The organism is Clostridium sp. Cult1 (genome assembly GCF_021655095.1).
Classification (GTDB): Bacteria; Bacillota; Clostridia; order Tissierellales; family Tepidimicrobiaceae; genus Schnuerera.
The window spans coordinates 2,151,786-2,169,628 of sequence record NZ_PPXW01000001.1; the positions used below are offsets into that span (position 1 = coordinate 2,151,786).

16 protein-coding genes and 1 riboswitch are annotated in these 17,843 nt (G+C 31.7%); of the genes, 13 read left to right on the forward strand and 3 right to left on the reverse strand.

What is annotated here, in order from left to right; translation table 11 throughout:
- The first annotated feature begins 12 nt into the window (after positions 1-12).
- The 9 genes from C3E89_RS10775 to C3E89_RS10805 all read left to right on the forward strand — a co-directional run bounded on the left by C3E89_RS10775 (position 13) and on the right by C3E89_RS10805 (position 8,778).
- Positions 13-663, forward strand: a complete 651-nt coding sequence (locus tag C3E89_RS10775; protein WP_236912913.1) for a TetR/AcrR family transcriptional regulator — start codon at positions 13-15, stop codon at positions 661-663.
- A gap of 184 nt (positions 664-847) precedes the next feature.
- Positions 848-2,299, forward strand: a complete 1,452-nt coding sequence (gene guaB, locus C3E89_RS10780) for an IMP dehydrogenase (protein ID WP_236912915.1) — start codon at positions 848-850, stop codon at positions 2,297-2,299.
- Between the two features lie 11 nt (positions 2,300-2,310).
- On the forward strand, positions 2,311-3,816 hold the full coding sequence (gene guaA, locus C3E89_RS10785) for a glutamine-hydrolyzing GMP synthase (RefSeq protein WP_272876611.1): 1,506 nt from the start codon (positions 2,311-2,313) through the stop codon (positions 3,814-3,816).
- Between the two features lie 301 nt (positions 3,817-4,117).
- Positions 4,118-4,216, forward strand: a complete 99-nt coding sequence (locus tag C3E89_RS13545) for a nucleotidyltransferase domain-containing protein (protein WP_442870619.1) — start codon at positions 4,118-4,120, stop codon at positions 4,214-4,216.
- Between the two features lie 118 nt (positions 4,217-4,334).
- Positions 4,335-5,927: an ABC transporter ATP-binding protein gene (locus C3E89_RS10790; RefSeq protein WP_236912917.1), complete on the forward strand. Its 1,593-nt coding sequence runs from the start codon at positions 4,335-4,337 to the stop codon at positions 5,925-5,927.
- Positions 5,928-6,297: 370 nt separating this feature from the next.
- A complete protein-coding gene (locus tag C3E89_RS13550; RefSeq protein ID WP_442870598.1) occupies positions 6,298-6,390 on the forward strand; it encodes a BlaI/MecI/CopY family transcriptional regulator in 93 nt (30 codons plus the stop codon).
- A 163-nt stretch (positions 6,391-6,553) separates the two neighbouring features.
- On the forward strand, positions 6,554-7,339 hold the full coding sequence (locus tag C3E89_RS10795; protein ID WP_236912919.1) for a M56 family metallopeptidase: 786 nt from the start codon (positions 6,554-6,556) through the stop codon (positions 7,337-7,339).
- Between the two features lie 5 nt (positions 7,340-7,344).
- Positions 7,345-7,497, forward strand: a complete 153-nt coding sequence (locus tag C3E89_RS10800; RefSeq protein ID WP_236912920.1) for a hypothetical protein — start codon at positions 7,345-7,347, stop codon at positions 7,495-7,497.
- A gap of 261 nt (positions 7,498-7,758) precedes the next feature.
- Positions 7,759-8,778, forward strand: coding sequence for a pirin family protein (locus C3E89_RS10805; RefSeq protein WP_236912922.1), 1,020 nt, complete (start codon positions 7,759-7,761; stop codon positions 8,776-8,778).
- A gap of 133 nt (positions 8,779-8,911) precedes the next feature.
- On the opposite strand, the gene C3E89_RS10810 is transcribed toward C3E89_RS10805, so the two are convergent.
- The gene (locus C3E89_RS10810; protein ID WP_236912925.1) at positions 8,912-9,283 is read right to left on the reverse strand and encodes a DsrE family protein; all 372 of its coding nucleotides are present in this window, start codon (positions 9,281-9,283) and stop codon (positions 8,912-8,914) included.
- A gap of 259 nt (positions 9,284-9,542) precedes the next feature.
- On the opposite strand from C3E89_RS10810, the gene C3E89_RS10815 reads away from it, so the two are divergent.
- The gene (locus C3E89_RS10815; protein ID WP_236912927.1) at positions 9,543-10,004 is read left to right on the forward strand and encodes a hypothetical protein; all 462 of its coding nucleotides are present in this window, start codon (positions 9,543-9,545) and stop codon (positions 10,002-10,004) included.
- Between the two features lie 394 nt (positions 10,005-10,398).
- On the opposite strand, the gene C3E89_RS10820 is transcribed toward C3E89_RS10815, so the two are convergent.
- Both C3E89_RS10820 and C3E89_RS10825 read right to left on the reverse strand, forming a co-directional pair.
- Positions 10,399-11,313: a DUF2935 domain-containing protein gene (locus C3E89_RS10820; protein WP_236912929.1), complete on the reverse strand. Its 915-nt coding sequence runs from the start codon at positions 11,311-11,313 to the stop codon at positions 10,399-10,401.
- 36 nt (positions 11,314-11,349) lie between these two features.
- A complete protein-coding gene (locus C3E89_RS10825; RefSeq protein WP_236912931.1) occupies positions 11,350-12,264 on the reverse strand; it encodes a DUF2935 domain-containing protein in 915 nt (304 codons plus the stop codon).
- A 184-nt stretch (positions 12,265-12,448) separates the two neighbouring features.
- Between C3E89_RS10825 and C3E89_RS10830 the strand changes: the two genes are divergently transcribed.
- The 3 genes from C3E89_RS10830 to purE all read left to right on the forward strand — a co-directional run bounded on the left by C3E89_RS10830 (position 12,449) and on the right by purE (position 17,833).
- Positions 12,449-13,210 (forward strand): S-methyl-5'-thioinosine phosphorylase, encoded by a 762-nt coding sequence (locus C3E89_RS10830; RefSeq protein WP_236912932.1) that lies wholly within the window; start codon positions 12,449-12,451, stop codon positions 13,208-13,210.
- A 121-nt stretch (positions 13,211-13,331) separates the two neighbouring features.
- A riboswitch (purine riboswitch) is annotated at positions 13,332-13,433 on the forward strand.
- 142 nt (positions 13,434-13,575) lie between these two features.
- Complete coding sequence (locus tag C3E89_RS10835) at positions 13,576-17,295, forward strand: phosphoribosylformylglycinamidine synthase (RefSeq protein ID WP_236912933.1); 3,720 nt, start codon at positions 13,576-13,578, stop codon at positions 17,293-17,295.
- Between the two features lie 55 nt (positions 17,296-17,350).
- Positions 17,351-17,833 (forward strand): 5-(carboxyamino)imidazole ribonucleotide mutase, encoded by a 483-nt coding sequence (purE, locus tag C3E89_RS10840; protein WP_236912935.1) that lies wholly within the window; start codon positions 17,351-17,353, stop codon positions 17,831-17,833.
- Positions 17,834-17,843 lie beyond the last annotated feature (10 nt).

The window sequence follows — 17,843 nt, forward strand, 5'->3', positions numbered from 1 at the left end:
GAGGTGGTAGTATTGGATGAAAATAAAGAGAAATCTTTTGAAAAAAGGGAAGAACTTATAAAAGTAGCAATGAATGAATTTGGAGAAAAAGGTTATAAAAATGCTTCCCTTAACAATATTTTAAAAGAGGTAGGCATAAGTAAGGGCACCTTTTATTATCACTATAAGAACAAAGAAGATCTATATATGCATTTGATGGATATTATTACAGAAGAAAAGCTTAAATTTATTTCAGAGAGAATGGGTTCCATAAATTTTAACGAAGATGTGTTTACAATATTAAGGAATCTTATGAAAAACGGAATGAAATTTGCAAATAAAAATCCAAGCATTGGTAAATTTACTCAAGGTTTTGTCAAGGACTGGGGGACTCCAATACACGATGAAATATTTAGAAGATATTTCGTTAGTAGGGCTGATTTTTTAAAAGATATAACTAAAAAATATGGTTTTGAAAATATGGATTATATATCGGATTTAATAGAAGTAGCTTATGAACGGGGTGAAATTAGAGAGGATTTACCTAAGGAGTTTGTCAAAAAAATCATAAATCATTTATTTGTAAATTTACCTCAGATAGTAAATTCTAGCAATTTGCACGAATACGAATTATCAGCTAACTATTTAATTGATTTTATTAAAAATGGACTTGTTAAAGACTAAAAAACTTCCCTAAATTTCAGGGAAGTTTTTATTTCAATAAAACTCCTTGACATGAAGGCTAAACTCTGTTAATTTATAAAGAAAATATTATATCAATATCTATTAAAATACCTATAAATAGGTAAGGAATTATCTTAATTGTGGTATACTATTGATAATAAAAAAATATAAGGAGGAGTTTCATTTGGAATTTGTTGGAGAAGGTTTAACTTTTGATGACGTATTATTATTGCCAGGCAAATCCGAGGTTTTGCCTAAGGAAACTAAAATAAATACCTATTTAACAAGAAGTATACAGTTAAATATTCCTCTAATGAGCGCTGGAATGGATACTGTAACTGAATCAAAGATGGCTATTGCCATAGCAAGAGAAGGCGGTATTGGCGTAATCCATAAAAACATGTCTATTGAAGAGCAAGCTTTAGAGGTGGATAAAGTAAAAAGGTCGGAACATGGAATAATAACAGATCCTTTTTCCCTTTCAAGGGATCATGATGTTTCAGATGCATTAGAACTAATGGAAAGATACCATATATCGGGAGTTCCAATAATTGAAGAGAATGGTACCTTAGTTGGAATTATTACCAATAGGGATATTAGATTTGAAACGGATACAACTAAAAGGATAGACGAAGTTATGACTAAGGAAAATCTAGTTACTGGTACAAGAGAAACTACAATGGATGAAGCATTAGAAATAATGAAGCAACATAAGATAGAAAAATTACCATTAGTAGATGAGCATTATAAATTAGCAGGTCTAATAACTATTAAAGATATTGAAAAATCAATTGAATATCCGAATTCTGCAAGGGATAGTTCAGGAAGATTACTAGCAGGAGCAGCAGTAGGGGTTACACAGGATATGATGGATAGAGTTACTGCATTAGTAGAAGCTAAGGTGGATTTAGTAGTATTAGATACAGCCCATGGCCACTCTCAAGGAGTAATTGATTCTGTTAAAAGGATTAAATTAGAATATCCAGAGCTACAAGTGATAGCAGGAAATGTGGCTACAGCTGAAGCAACTATAGATTTAATAAAAGCGGGAGCAGATGCTATAAAAGTAGGAATAGGTCCTGGATCTATCTGTACAACAAGGGTAGTTACTGGCATTGGAGTACCTCAGATAACAGCTATTATAAATTGTGCTAAAGCAGCTAAAGAATATAATATTCCAGTTATTGCTGATGGAGGTATTAAATATTCGGGGGATATTACTAAAGCCATAGCAGCTGGAGCCAATGTAGTTATGATAGGTTCATTATTTGCAGGGACTAAAGAAAGTCCAGGGGAAGAAGAATTATACGAAGGTAGAAGATTTAAGGTCTATAGAGGCATGGGTTCTATAGGAGCTATGCAATCTGGTAGTAAGGATAGATATTTCCAAGAAGATACTAAAAAGCTAGTACCAGAAGGAGTAGAAGGTAGGGTTCCTTATAGGGGACCTTTAGGAGATGTAGTATACCAGCTTATTGGTGGTGTAAGGTCTGGAATGGGATATGTAGGAGCTAAGGATATTAAGGAATTGCAAGAAAAGGCTAAGTTTATTAAGATAACTGGTGCTTCATTAATAGAGAATCATCCTCATGATATTAATATTACAAAAGAAGCTCCAAACTACAGCAGGAGATAGGAGGTCTAAATTTGATACTAATCTTAGATTTAGGCGGAAAATTCAGTCGGTTTTTAGGCAGAAAGATAAGAGAATCTAATGTATATTGTGAGATAGTGCCCTATAGTTATTCTTTGGAGAAGGTTAAAGTGAAAAGGCCAGAAGGTATTATCATATCTGGTGGAGAACCAAGGGATATAGGAGTCATAGATCCAAAGATATTTAAACTAGGTGTGCCCATTTTATCTATTGGATACGGTGCAGATATTATGACACAGGTTTTTAAAGGCAATTCAACAAAACCTGAAATCCACAATTATAGATTCGAAGTCATTAATGTAGATAAGGAAAGCTTATTATTTAATGGGCTAGGAGAAAACCTGCCTTTATGGATAGATAAAGAATATGTATTTGATATTATTCCTGAAGGTTTTAAACCTATAGGCAATTTAGATGGAAAAGTAGTAGCATTGGAAAAGAAAGATCAGAAAATATATGGGGTAAAGTTCCACCCGGAAATTGAAACATCTAATGAAGGAAAGGATATAATAGATAATTTCTTGTTTAAGATTTGTAATTGTGATTCAAATTGGAATATGGAAGAATTTATTGAAAATAGCATAGAAGAAATAAAGCGGGAAGTAGGAAATAGAAAAGCCCTATGTGCATTATCTGGTGGCGTAGATTCTTCGGTGGCAGCAGTATTAGTTCATCGAGCCATTGGAGATAATCTAGTATGTGTTTTTGTTGACCACGGTCTTCTCAGGAAGGATGAAAAAGAACAGGTAGAAAAGGTATTTAGAGATGAGTTCCATATGAATCTTATAACTGTAGATGCAAAAGAAAGATTTTTAAATAAACTTAAAGGCATTATCGATCCGGAACAAAAAAGAAAGATTATCGGTGAAGAATTCATTAGGGTATTTGAAGAAGAGCAGAAAAAGCTTAATGATATAGGATACTTAGTTCAAGGAACCATATATCCAGATGTTATTGAGTCTGGGCTAGATGGAGAAGTAGCAGTAAAAAGCCACCATAATGTGGGTGGACTTCCTAAGGACATTAATTTTGAACTAATAGAGCCATTGAGACAATTATTTAAGGATGAAGTTAGGGAAGTTGGAAAGCTTTTAGGTATATCTGAAGATATAGTAAATAGACAGCCTTTCCCGGGGCCTGGATTAGGAGTTAGAGTTTTAGGGGAAGTTACTGAAGAAAAGTTAGATATAGTTAGAGAAGCAGATTATATATTTAGGGATGAAATTAAAAAAGCGAAATGGGATGATAAAATCTGGCAATACTTTGCAGCTATTCCTAATATTAAATCTGTAGGAGTAACCCATGGGGAAAGGACTTATAATTATACTATAGTACTAAGGGCAATAAACTCCATAGATGGTATGACTGCGGAATGGGTAAAATTACCTTTAGAATTATTGGAAAAGATTTCCGATAGAATAGTAAAAGAAGTTCCTCAGGTAAATAGAGTAGTATATGACATAACAAATAAACCTCCTGCGACGATCGAATGGGAGTAGTACCCAGTTTCATGTGGCATTAGGAGTAGATGGAACTGTGTATTACCCCTGACAGGGTTGGCCAGGCTTGTACCGACTGTAAGGAGGTAGAAGTTCCCAATCCCAATTCCACCCGATCTCTCATGCATGGAACTTGCTATAGCAATGACATAAGCATAGAGTATAATAATCTTTATTTTATAAGTTTAATGATATAATAAATCCAAGGGGGTTGTGAATCACAATTGCCAATACTATTAGAATCGAAGAAATTAAAGAAAAGACAATTCAGAGTTTTAGAAATTACCCAGCAGATAAAGCAATATTATTTGGCTCATATGCCAAAGGAGAAGCTAATGATAAAAGTGATGTAGATTATAGTGATTCTATAAATAATAGTATAGCATGTGTATTTAATTAAATAATGCTTTAAATGAGGTGAAAAAAGTGGTTAGATTAAGAAAATCCTTCTAAACGATAGAAGGATAATATAAACCTTCTATTGTTATTTAAACTAATAATCAATAGGAGGATTTAAAATGAAAAAATATATAAGAAATAACTTAAAATCACTAATACTAGCCGTTGCTTTTTCTGTACTATCTGCAATATTTGCAGTAAGGGTACAATTTCTTAAGGGAGATGTTCTAGATTATGCCTTATCTAGAAGTTTTGACAATACCCTAAGATATGGACTTGACCTAGGCCTGTTTATAGTTTTGGAATTAAGCTTTTTCTATCTCTATGATAGGTGTAGGGGAAGGTTTGCTGTTGGTAGCATGAAAGAAATAAGATTCGATTACTTTCAAGGTTTACTACGGATGGACTATCCAGCTTTTCTAAAAAAGAAACAAGGTGAATATATAGCAAAGTATACTAATGAGATGGAGATAATTGAAAACCAATATTTCGGATCCATTCCAATGCTAGCTGAGATTATAATTAAAATTGTAATAGTAAGTATTTCCTTGTTTATTTTAGAATATAGGATAGCAATAACTACCTTAGTGCTTTTGACTATGCCTTTATATGTACCAAAACTAGTTGAAAAGAAATTACAAAAAGCGCAGATGGAATTTGTTAATCAATTTGAAAATCATATAAGGACTATAACAGATTGGCTTAATGGATTTGAAATCATTAAAAATTTTTCTATTGAAAAAAATATTAAAGAAAAGTTTATCAAATTAAATGAAGTTACCATGAAGAAAAACTTGAGAAAGAGGCAGATGAGTTATTTAACTAGAACTATTTCCGCTATATTATCATATTTTGCACATTTTGTAATATTAGCATTTGCAGCGTATCTAGTATTAAATGGAGAATTTACAGCTGGAGACTTTTTTATTGCAGTTGGGATGATTGATCAACTATCATATCCTATTATTTCTTTATCCTATTTTATACAGGGTCTAGTTTCTGTAAAGCCGGTAAATCAATCAATACTAAAATTTATTGAGGAAAAATCAGCTAAGTATGGAGAAAAGGAAATATTTAAAGAAAGTTTCAGAGAAGTAGTATTTGATAATGTATTTTTTGCATATGAAAACCAAGAATATGTTTTGAGTGGATTAAATATGAAATTTATAAGAGATAGACAATATTTGCTACAAGGAACAAGTGGTTCAGGAAAAACAACTAGTATGAATCTATTGTTAAATTATTATGAACCGAATTCAGGTGTTATAAAAATTAATGATATTCCAGTAAATGAAATAAAAAACTTAAGTGAAATTATTACTGTAATGAGACAGGATGCAATATTGTTTGAAGATACACTTAAAAATAATATTACCATGTACCAAGACATTTCAGATGAAGAGGTAATTGCCATATTATCTAAAGTAGGTCTAGATAATTATGCAAATCAAGAAGGGTTAAAATTGCTAATCCAAGAAGGTGGAACTAATCTTTCAGGAGGAGAAAAAAGAAGGATTACCCTGGCTAGATCAATACTTAGGAAAACACCTATATTAATCTTAGATGAACCGCTAGCTAATTTGGATGAAAGAAATGCTAGGGAAATTGAAACGCAGCTGTTATCGATAAGGGATAGGACTCTAATCATTATTTCGCATCAATTTAGCCTTAAAAATATAAACAAATTAGATGAGATAATAGAGTTTAAGTAATAATAAAACCATAGTAGGGTTAAAACCCTACTATGGTTTTATTATATGGATACTAGTATTATTTTATTTAATTGAAAAATATTGGACTTCTAAATTGTATATATAGTGAAGGGGAGTTGGTGAGATGAAAACCACTACGTAGGGGAAATTCTTGTGACTGTTCTATTAAAAAATGAGCCTGACATTACTACACGCTTAGTATTATAATTACATTACTACAGATATAGTAATATGGTTGAGGAGTGATAAAATGCGAAAACTATCAGAAAGTGAATTATCTATTATGATGAAAATATGGGAAGAAAATAGACCCTTATATTTAGATGAGATAATAGAATTATTACAAGAGTGTAATTGAGCAGAAAGTACGGTGAGAAATTTTTTATCTAGGATAATAGATAAAGGATATCTAAAAACAGAAAAGGATGGAAGAAAAAATGTATATTTACCAATAGTTTCTTAAGGCTATATAAATAAAAAAAGCAAAGGAATTATAGAAAAGCTTTATGATAATTCTATAAAAAAATTTGTAGTAGAATTATATGAATCAAATTCTATTGACAATGGTGATCTGTTAGAATTAAAAAAGTACTTAGATGAAAAGATAGAAGAAAGATGTGAGTAGGGTGAAACAACTATTTATAATTAGTATTCTAATGAGCTTAGTTATACTTCCTCTATTAATTGACAGAAAGTTAAGAGGTGTTAAATTTTCTAGCAAAGTTTATTATATCATTTGGATTATTATTGCTATAAGGCTTATACTACCTTTTAATATAAGTATGGAGAATTCTATATACAAAGTTAGTAGCCCTATAGCAGAATATAAAACTTCAGATTACAAGCCGAAGGAGGACCAATTAGGAGTAAAACTGCTTTCTAAAGAAAATATTCAATATGAAGATAGTGAGACAGATTTAAAGGATGCAAAGAAACTAAATTTTATAGGTATGATAAGAGATAACTTATTTAATATCTGGTTAGCAGGTGATATTCTGTATTTTGTATATAATTCATCCTTTTATTTAGCATTCAAATATAGAGTAAAGAAAAACTTATCCCCTGTAAGTGAAGATATTGAAGAAAAGTTTAATGATATAAAAGCCTGTATGGTGCCAGGGAGTAAAATTATGGTAAAGGAGGGTCATATAATAGATTCACCTATGATTACGGGTATAGCTAAACCAATATTATTAGTTCACGAGAATATAAACATAAGAAATATTGACTATATATTTGCACATGAGTTGGTACACTTAAAGAGAAAAGACTTAGTTTATAAATTAATTATTTTTCTTGCAACATCTATACATTGGTTTAATACAGTAATACATCTTATGGAGAAAATAGCTAATGAGGACGTAGAATTATCTTGTGATGAAGAAGTTACTAAGAATATGAGAAGAGAATAAAGGAATTGGAAAGGATAATAGAGGAATATGAGAATTTAATTGCAAGAAAGGGAATAGAAATTAATATTTATGCCACGGATTATAACAAATTGAACGATTTATATAATGAAAAAGTGAAACTTGAAGATCAGCTTGATAAACTTCTTGGGAATGGGTAATGTTACATGAACAGACTAGATTCTATAAACCTTAACAGATAATATAGAGCATGTATCTAAATATCTTGGTTTTATACTGATAATATGTAGATTTACTATATATGGAGGTAGGCAGAAATCATGGTTCCAATGCAAGATGGAACCAATAGTGGGTAGCTTAAAAAGAATTATGTTCTTGAGAATCAATAGTAAATGAAAATTCACTAGTAATTAGGGTATAAGAATATTGATAAATATTTTCTAATTATAAGGGAGGTTATTATGTCTGATAATATAATTTTAAAAATTGAACCCTTAGGTTTTAGATGGGGAGTAGAAGATCCGTTTTTATTTTGTGCTCATCATAAGGATGATTATCCAAAGGGAAATGAAGAACTTGGTGTAGATGGGGAGAGCTTAAAGAATAGAAATATTGGAAATGATTTTGAAATACGAGACGGGTTTAGAATGTATCATGGCAAAAAGGTACCAGGATTTCCAGTTCACCCACATAGGGGATTTGAAACTGTAACTATAGTATTAGAAGGATTTGTAGACCATTCAGATTCCCATGGTGCAACAGGAAGGTACGGCGAAGGGGATGTACAGTGGATGACTGCAGGAAGTGGCCTTCAACATGCAGAGATGTTTCCATTAGTGAATCAGGACAAGGAAAACCCACTACATCTATTTCAAGTATGGCTAAATCTACCTAAGAAGGATAAGTTTGCTGATCCTTATTATAAAATGTTATGGTCTGAAGATATACCTATTATAGAGGATGTTGATGATAATGGCAGAATAAATACCATAAGACTTATTGCTGGAAAATATAAGGAATATAATGCTTTAGAACCAGCACCTTCATCTTGGGCAAATGATGAAAACAACAAAGTAAACATATGGATAATAACCATGGAACCTAATGCTATATTTAAGATTCCTAAGGTTAGTAGTACAATTACTAGAAATCTCTATTATTATAATGGAGATACATTGAAAATTAATGGAAATGATGTAAGGGTAGATAATAGGTTTAAGCTCAATGGTAATGAAAACATTGAATTGATAAATGGGGATAGGGAAAGCCATATGCTATTATTAGAAGGAGAGCCTATAGAAGAGCCAGTAGTAGCCTATGGACCATTTGTTATGAATACTATGGAGGAAATAAAACAAGCTTATGCAGATTATCAGGATACCCAGTTTGGAGGATGGCCTTGGGATAGAAAGGACCCTGTTCATACTAAGGAGAAGATCAGATTTGCAAAATATTCTGATGGCACAGTAGAGAATAGATGAGGGATTAGGCTAGTATTCTTTTAATAGTAGTAGAATAATAGATTATCTAGAAGTAGAAAAGACAAACCTGATAAAAGCAAAAAATTGCTTTTATCAGGTTTATTTTATTATTATGGTTATTAGATATTAAATACTAATTTAATTGTAAAGACTTTTTAGCTTCTAAAACAGCATCAACAACATAATCAGCATCAATAACCTCTGCACCTTCTACTAAAGTATTTTCATCTACACCATTATGGATCATACATGATGAACAAACTTTTAATTTCCCACCAGCATCTAAAAATGCAGGTAGCAATTTGGAAATTGGTTCAAAGGGTTCTCCTATATCTATCTTATCTGCATAGCCTTCAGTAGCTAAATGCACCCCGTCAGATAAAAGTATTAATTCTACAGCATGACCTTTCTGGGCTGCTTTCAATCCCATTGTAAAAGCTATTGTAACATTATTTGAATCTCTTTCGTGTTGTGTTAAAGTAATTAATAGATCAATATTTTCCATTACCTTAATACCTCCTTATTTGATATTCTATTCATACCCAATGGGGGTATGAATAATCGAGATAAAAGATTTTTTTAGATAAGATAAAGTTTTAAAATAGATTGAAAACCTTGTAAAATTTATTATTTGTCTAATGTTGATTATAAGAAAAATTATAATGAGTAATTAAGTAATGCCCGGGTATAGGGAATATTACAATAACATAAATATCCTCTAGTACATATAATTTATATTAAGAATTTTTAAAGGAGAGATATTTATGATAAGAAAAAATATAATAATAGTGGTAGTATTACTTATAACTGTATTACTAATGGGATGTACAATAACTAAAGAAGCAATAACAAAAGAAGCATTTGTAGAAAGAATGGAAAATGAAGGCTACGCTATAGCAGATGCTACAGACCAATTCGATGAAGGAGTAGTAAAATCTGTAACATTGGCAATTAATGATAAATTTCAAATAGAGTTTTTTGATATGCCAAATGCAGACTCAGCAATAGTATCTTTTAATACAAATAAGGAAAATATTCAGAATGTTAAAGGAGGAAAATATGTAGAGAAATCAAAGAGTGGATCAAATTTTGATTCCTATAAATTGAAAACAGATGAGTCATATTATGTAGTATCTAGAATAGAGGATACTTTTATATATGCTGTAGTACCAGAAGATGAGAAGGATAATCTAGATAAGGTATTAACATTATTAGAGTATAACTAAATAGTTGGTAAAATAGATTAATTTGTATATCTAATGCTAAGATATACACCCCATATTCAATATCCTGAACCTTTATCAACTCTTCTATCGTGTTACCATAAGACTTATATGATATAATATACATCGTTATAAAATCTAAAAAGGAGAAAAGGAATTAAAAAATTTAGTCAAAAATCAAAAATAACAATAATACTTATGATAAGCTTACTTACTTTTAGCCTAACTGGTTGTGCTCAAATTAGGTACAATCTTAAAACTATGAAGGGTGAATTAATAGGTATACATAATTTCTGTTATAAGCAAGAGTATTTTAGATGGACATGATAAATGCTCTTTTCTGGACATTGTTTAACCTTTCAGGAAAAGAGCATTTTCTTATCTAGTTAAATATGGCTTAACATCCTTTTAAATAGTTGTTTAACAACCGAATATACCGGTTAGCTTCTCTTAATATATGGTCCCCTAATAATGGATAAGCCATAGCTTTTATTTGGCAATCTATCAAACCTTCTGTACCAGTAGCCTTGAAATCTCGAATTTCAGCGGTTAATTCTATTGTCTTTTTTGTAATCTCAGAAATATCTTCCTTATTTGCTTCTTTGGTCTTCTCTATAAGCTCATCAAATCTTTGGCTAAAATCATTGGCAGTATTAAACAAGTCTACTTCCGTTGGATCCAATAGGCCTCTAATGAAAAGGGCATGTTCTTTCATAATGGTATCCCAAAATATTTCTTGTTCTAATATATCAGTAATGGGTTTTATTCGCTTTTGAACATTTTCTAGGGACATTAAATAGAACTTTGCTTCTCTTAGTATATGATCTATAAGTAATTGATATAGATTTGCAAACATCTTACATTTCAGTAATTTTGATAAGACTTTTTCTTTGAAATTTATAACTTCTATAACTAAATTAATAGCTCTTTGGTTAATATTATTAATTTTTCTTTCTAATTCAGGTGTAAAGTTAAAGGACGGGTTTGACTTTAATTCAAGTTCTGCTAAAGTTATTTCCTTGTTTATACATATACCAGTATTGTCCTGAGTAATTGTCTCAGAGTTAAGAGTAAGTGGAGTTACTAATTCCTCTGATTCTAATACTTTTTGACTTATTGCACCTTTTGATAGGGCAATGGTTTCTAATAAGATTTTTTCAAAAGAACTTTTAAGTTGGTCACCTTCTAAAATAAGAGAACTATCTATAATTAATAATCCTACTTCCATGAATATCATATGTTCCTTCATTATTCTGCCAAAAAATAAGTTCAATTCTAAAGATGTTTTGATATAATCCTTTCTTGATAGCACAAAAATCCTCCTTTTCATATGCCAAATTCAATGAATTTAGCATTCTTTTAAATACTCTTTCAATATCCGAATATATCTATTTGCTTCCCTTAAAACATGATCTGCTAATAGGGGACTCATTATGGCTTTAATCTTACATTCTATTAGTCCTTCAGTACTTGCAGTTTTAAACTCTTTAATTTCTTTAGTGGCTTTTAAGTTGACTTTAGTAATTTCACATATTTCCTCTTCAGAAGCTTCTTTAGTTTTATCTACCAGTTTTTCAAATAGTTTTGCAAAATCGTTGGCTTTATGTAGTAGTTCTTTTTCCGTAGGATCCAAAAATCCCCTTATAAATATAGCATGGTCTTCCATTATATGATTCCAGAATACCTCTCTTTCTAAGATATCTTTCTTTGCCATATTACGCTTTTGAAGATCTATTAAAGTCTTTAAATAAAAGTTAGCTTCTCTAATGAGATGTTCTTGCATATGAGGATATATGAAGATAAATAGATTGCATTCCGATACTTGTGCTAGTAGTTTTTCTGAGAACTTAATAGCGTCTATTATTAAATTAATGATTCTGTTGTTTAAATCAAAAACATATCCTTCTAGGCTAGAAGTATAGCTAAAGTTTGGATCAGACATTAGTTCTAGTTCAGAAATAGTTATATCTTTATCTATACATATTCCAGTTAGAGATTCAGTTATAGTTTCGGCATCTAAAGTAAGAGGTGTTACAAATTCATTAGAATCTATTGCATCCTGACTTATGGCTCTATTGGATAGGGCAATTACCTCTTTTAATATATCTTCAAAAGACCTTTTAATATTATCTGCTTCCAGAATATAATTACTGTTTTTTACCGAAAGTCCAGCTTCCATTAAAATCATATGTTCTTTCATAATCCGACCAAAAAATAGGTTTAGCTCTAATGACATTTGAATAAATTCTTTTTTTGATAACATAAAATTCCCCCTTCATAAATATGGTTAACTAGTAAATTCTATTTGATAAAAGTAAGGTTTATTACTAAATAATGCTAATTAACCTTTTAAATTGGATACAGCCCAATATGAAAAGCTATCGACAGGAAATCATGTAAATGATAATATAAAAATTAAGGCGATATTATTGGGAGGGGTTGATGTTTTGAAAGCTATAATTGGCGGTACCGGAGTATATGGAATTGGGAAAAGTAATAGAAAATTAGTGGAAACCACATACGGAAAAGTAGAATTAGATATTATATATATTGGAGGAGAAGAAATAGTATTTTTATCTAGGCATGGGAAAGATCACACTGTTCCACCTCATAGAATAAATTATAGAGCTAATATGTTGGCTTTAAAGAATATAGGGGTGGAATATATCTACTCTACGGCAGCAGTAGGTTCTTGTAACGAAAATTATACTCCAGGAGATGTGGTAATAATAAAGGATTTTTTAGATTTCACTAAGGCAAGGCCAACCACCTTTTTTGAAGGAGGAGAAGAAAAGGTAAAACATGTAGATATGAGTGATCCTTATTGTAAGAATTTGAGGGAAAAATTTTATGGTGTTGCTAAAAAATACGATATAGATATAAAAGGTGATGCGGTCTATGTTTGTACCGAAGGGCCAAGGTTTGAGACGGCTAACGAAATTCATATGTTTAAACATTTAGGTGGAGATGTAGTAGGTATGACCAATGTACCTGAGGTGGTACTAGCAAAAGAGCTAGGCATATGCTATGCAACGGTTGGAATAATTTCCAATTGGTGTACTGGTATGAAAGAGGAAATAACTTTGCATGATATACAAAAGGAATTAGATAAAAATAAAGAAAAGATAACAAAAGCATTTATAGAAATATTTAAGGGGGATCTAGATAAGGATAATTGCAATTGTAAAAACAGTATAATTGAATTATAAATGTCTATATAATATTGGTTTATTTAGTTATGTAAAGTATAACAATTATTGTTCTATTCTTTAAAAACAATTCTTGACTTATATTAGTCATACTGTTAATATGTAAGTGTAACGAATTGAAAATAAAAAGGAATATAAAGCTCATATAATTCTCATAATATGGTTGAGAAGTTTCTACGAAATGACCGTAAATCATTTGGCTATGAGCGAAAGTGTACCTAGGGTTCCGAAGGCAGATCCTTGTCTGGACCAAGCGGTACAGATGTTGTCTTGGACAATATTACACCGAAGGGATAAAAGCCCAGTCGGGTAGGTTTCGCTTAACCTACCCGACTGGGCTTTATATATTTCAAGGAGGATTGAATGTGAATACTAAAAGAGTATTTATTGAAAAAAAAGAAGACTTCGATATTGAGGCAGCTAATCTGTATAGAGATTTTCTAGATTATTTAGGTGTGAAAACCTTAGGAAAAATTAGGGTTATTAATGTCTATGATATTTTTAATGTAGATGATAAAAACTATAATGAGATAGTTGAAAAAGTACTTTTTGAGAGAAATCTAGATTATTTATATGAAACAACCTTTCCCTTGAATCCTGAGGATAAATTTTTTAGAGTTGAATTTGTCCCAGGCCAATATAACCAAAGGGAAGATTCAGCTAACAAATCTATTTATATTTTGTTGGGCAGAAATGATATTAAAGTTAAACATTCAAAATTGGTAGTCCTTGAAGGTGTAAATGATGAGGAATTAAGTTTAATTAAAGACTATTATATTAATCCTGTAGAGATGAGAGAAATAGATATGGATTTTATCCATTACGAAAAATATGAAGAAGCTGAAAATAAAATAGAGGTTATAGAAGAATTCATAGATATGACAGAGAAAGAAATTGCTGAAATGAAAGAAGAACATGGACTTGGATTAGATATGGAGGATCTATTATTTACCCAGAAGTACTTTAAAGAAGTGGAAAGAAGAGATCCAACTATAACTGAATTAAAGGTAATCGACACTTATTGGTCCGATCACTGCAGGCATACTACTTTTATGACCAAGATAGAAGACATAAAATTTGAAGAAAGTAAATATAAGCCTTTAATTGAGGAAGCTTTTGAAGAATATTTAAATTCTAGAAACTATGTTTATGGAGACAAAGAAAAACCGATTTCTTTAATGGATTTAGCAACTATAAATATGAAGGAGATAAAGAAAAAAGGATTATTAGATGATTTAGAAGAGTCAGAGGAGATTAATGCAGCTAGTATAGAAATAGATGTAGATATAGATGGGGGAACAGAAAAATGGCTTCTAATGTTTAAAAACGAAACTCATAATCACCCTACAGAGATAGAACCTTTTGGTGGAGCCTCTACATGTTTAGGAGGTTGTATAAGAGATCCTCTTTCCGGTAGAGCCTATGTATACCAAGCTATGAGAATTACAGGAGCCAGCGATCCAAGACAAAGCTTTGAGAACACTTTGTCAGGAAAACTTCCTCAAAGAAAAATCACCCAATCTGCAATGGAAGGCTATAGTTCCTATGGAAATCAGATAGGTGTGCCAGCAGGGTATGTTAGAGAAATATATCATGAAGGATATATTGCTAAAAGGATGGAAGTGGGGGCTTTGGTAGCAGCTGCACCTAGAGAAAATGTAATAAGAAAATCTCCTGAACCTGGTGATTTAGTGTTACTGGTAGGTGGTAGAACGGGGAAAGATGGATTGGGTGGTGCTGTAGGTTCTTCTAAGAAGCATACGGAAGAATCTTTAGAGACTGGAGGAGCAGAAGTACAAAAAGGAAACCCACCCCTTGAAAGGAAAATCCTTAGACTATTTAGAAATGAAAAATTAAGTAAAATAATTAAAAAATGTAATGATTTTGGTGCCGGAGGCGTATCGGTGGCCATAGGTGAACTAGCTCCAGGATTGAAAATAGATTTGGATAAAGTACCACTTAAATATCCAGGACTAGATGGAACAGAAATAGCCCTTTCTGAATCTCAAGAGAGGATGGCAGTAGTAATTGAAAAGGAAGATTTAAAATCCTTTATAGAATATGCAGAAGGAGAAGATTTAGAAACTACAGTGGTTGCCACAGTTACTTCTGATAATAGATTATTCATGAATTGGAGAGACAATCCAATAGTAGATATATCTAGAGAATTTTTAGATACTAATGGGATTAGAAAGAAAACTAAGGTAACAGTAGAAAGGCCTAAAGAAACTAGTTATCTATGTAAGAAGCCTTCTTATTTAGATGGAGAAGATATTAGGGAAAATTGGATGAAGAATTTGTCTAATCTGAACCATTCTAATCAAAAAGGTCTTATAGAAAAATTCGATCACAGTGTAGGGGCTGGAACAGTCCTAATGCCTTTGGGAGGCAAGTATAAATTGACTACTACAGAAGGTATGGCTGCCAAAATTCCTGTATTGGAAGGTGAAACCAACACTTGTTCTTTAATGGCCTATGGATTCGACCCAAATCTTTCAAAATGGAGCCCTTTCCACGGAGGATTATATGCAGTAATTGAATCCTTAGCTAAAATTACAGCTATGGGAGGCGATTTCAGAAAGGTCAGATTGACCTTCCAAGAATATTTTGAAAGATTAAATGGAGATGAGAAGAAATGGGGGAAACCCTTTGCTGCTCTATTGGGAGCTTTTATGGCGGAGAAGGAATTAGATATTCCAAGTATTGGTGGTAAGGATAGCATGTCTGGTACCTTTGAAGACATAGATGTACCTCCAACTATAATCAGCTTTGCTGTAGCTTCTGATAAGGTAGAGAATATTATTTCACCAGAGTTCAAGGGAATAGGCAATAATGTAGTATTGATTCCTTTAAATATAGATGACAAAGGTAGGGCAGATTTTAACCAATTAAAAAATAACTATATTAGAATTAAAGAGTTAATAGACGGTGGTAAAATATTGTCTGCTTCTACAGTAAAATCTGGAGGAATTGCTAGAAGTATATCGGAAATGGCCTTTGGAAATAAAATAGGATTTAGATTCGTAGAAGCCTATGATGAAAAGGAATTGTTCTTACCTTTATATGGCTCTATTATTGTCGAAATAGAAGAAGAACCTAAAGAATTATTAGAAGGCATAGAGTATAAGATATTGGGGACTACTTTAAGAGAAAAATATATAGAAATTTTTAAAGAAAAATTAGATTTAGATCTATTAATAGAAGAATGGACCAAACCATTACAAGATGTATTCCCTATACATGAGACTTCTTCTTATAAATCTAAAGAAATTCAATACACTAAGGGAAGGATTAAAAAATCTAATATAAAGATAGCAAAACCAAAGGTATTTATTCCAGTATTTACAGGAACCTTTGGAGAATATGATATGAGAAGATCCTTTGAAAAAGCAGGAGCTGGAGTTGAAACTTTTGTATTTAGAACTTTTAATAAAGAAACAATAGAAGATTCCTTAAAAGAAATGGCTCAAAGGATAAAGGAATCTCAAATAATAGGGCTTCCTGATGGAGCAATTTTAGGCGATGAACCAGATGGAGGAGGAAAACTATTAGCTAATATATTGAAGAATCCTTATATAGAAGAAGCTATAATGGAATTGTTAAATAATAAAGATGGTTTGGTATTAGGAATTGGAAACGGGTTTCAAGGATTGATCAAATCTGGTCTTATACCTTATGGCAAGGTGAAGGATTTAGATGAAGATTCAATTAATATAACCTTCAATAATTCTGGACATCATGTATCAACAATGGCTCAGGTAAAGATTGTATCTAATTTATCTCCTTGGTTTGACAATAGTAAGGTAGGAGATATTCAAATATTGCCATTATCCACTAGGGAAGGCAGAATAGTTGGAAAGGAAAAAACAATTGAAGATCTTATAGATAAAGGTCAAATAGCAACTCAATATCTAGATGAGAATCCAACAGGCTCCTTATACGGAATTGAAGGGCTAACAAGTCCAGATGGAAGAATATTAGGTAGAGTTGCAAATTCAGATAGAATCCATAAAGGATTGTATAAGAACGTAGAAAGAATGGAAGAGGAAAGGTTATTTAAGGCAGGAACTGATTATTTTAGTTAAGGCTTTTGCCTTAACTAAAATAGGGTTGTGGATTGAAAAAAGGAGGGTGTTTATCATGAAAGTTGGTATTATTATGGGAAGTATTTCAGATAGAGATGTAGTGGAAAAGTCGGTTAAAATACTTAAAAAATTTAGTGTTGATATAGAATTAAGAGTAATTTCTGCCCATAGGACTCCTTTTGAAGCTGCTGAATATGCACAAACAGCAGAAGAAAAAGGAACAGAGGTAATAATTGCTGCAGCTGGTAAGGCAGCCCACTTAGCTGGTGTTATAGCTGGTATAACTCCCCTTCCAGTTATTGGGCTGCCTATAAAATCATCGACTATGGATGGATTAGATTCTTTATTATCTATAGTCCAAATGCCTAAAGGTGTTCCGGTAGCAACGGTAGCCATAAACGGGGCAGAAAATGCAGGGCTTTTAGCAGTACAAATTTTATCGGTGAAATATCCGGAATTGAGAGAGAAATTTAAAGAGTATAAATTGGAAATGGCAGAAGAAGTTAAGGAAATGGATAAGAAAGTAAAAGGGATTTAGTCTAACCGAA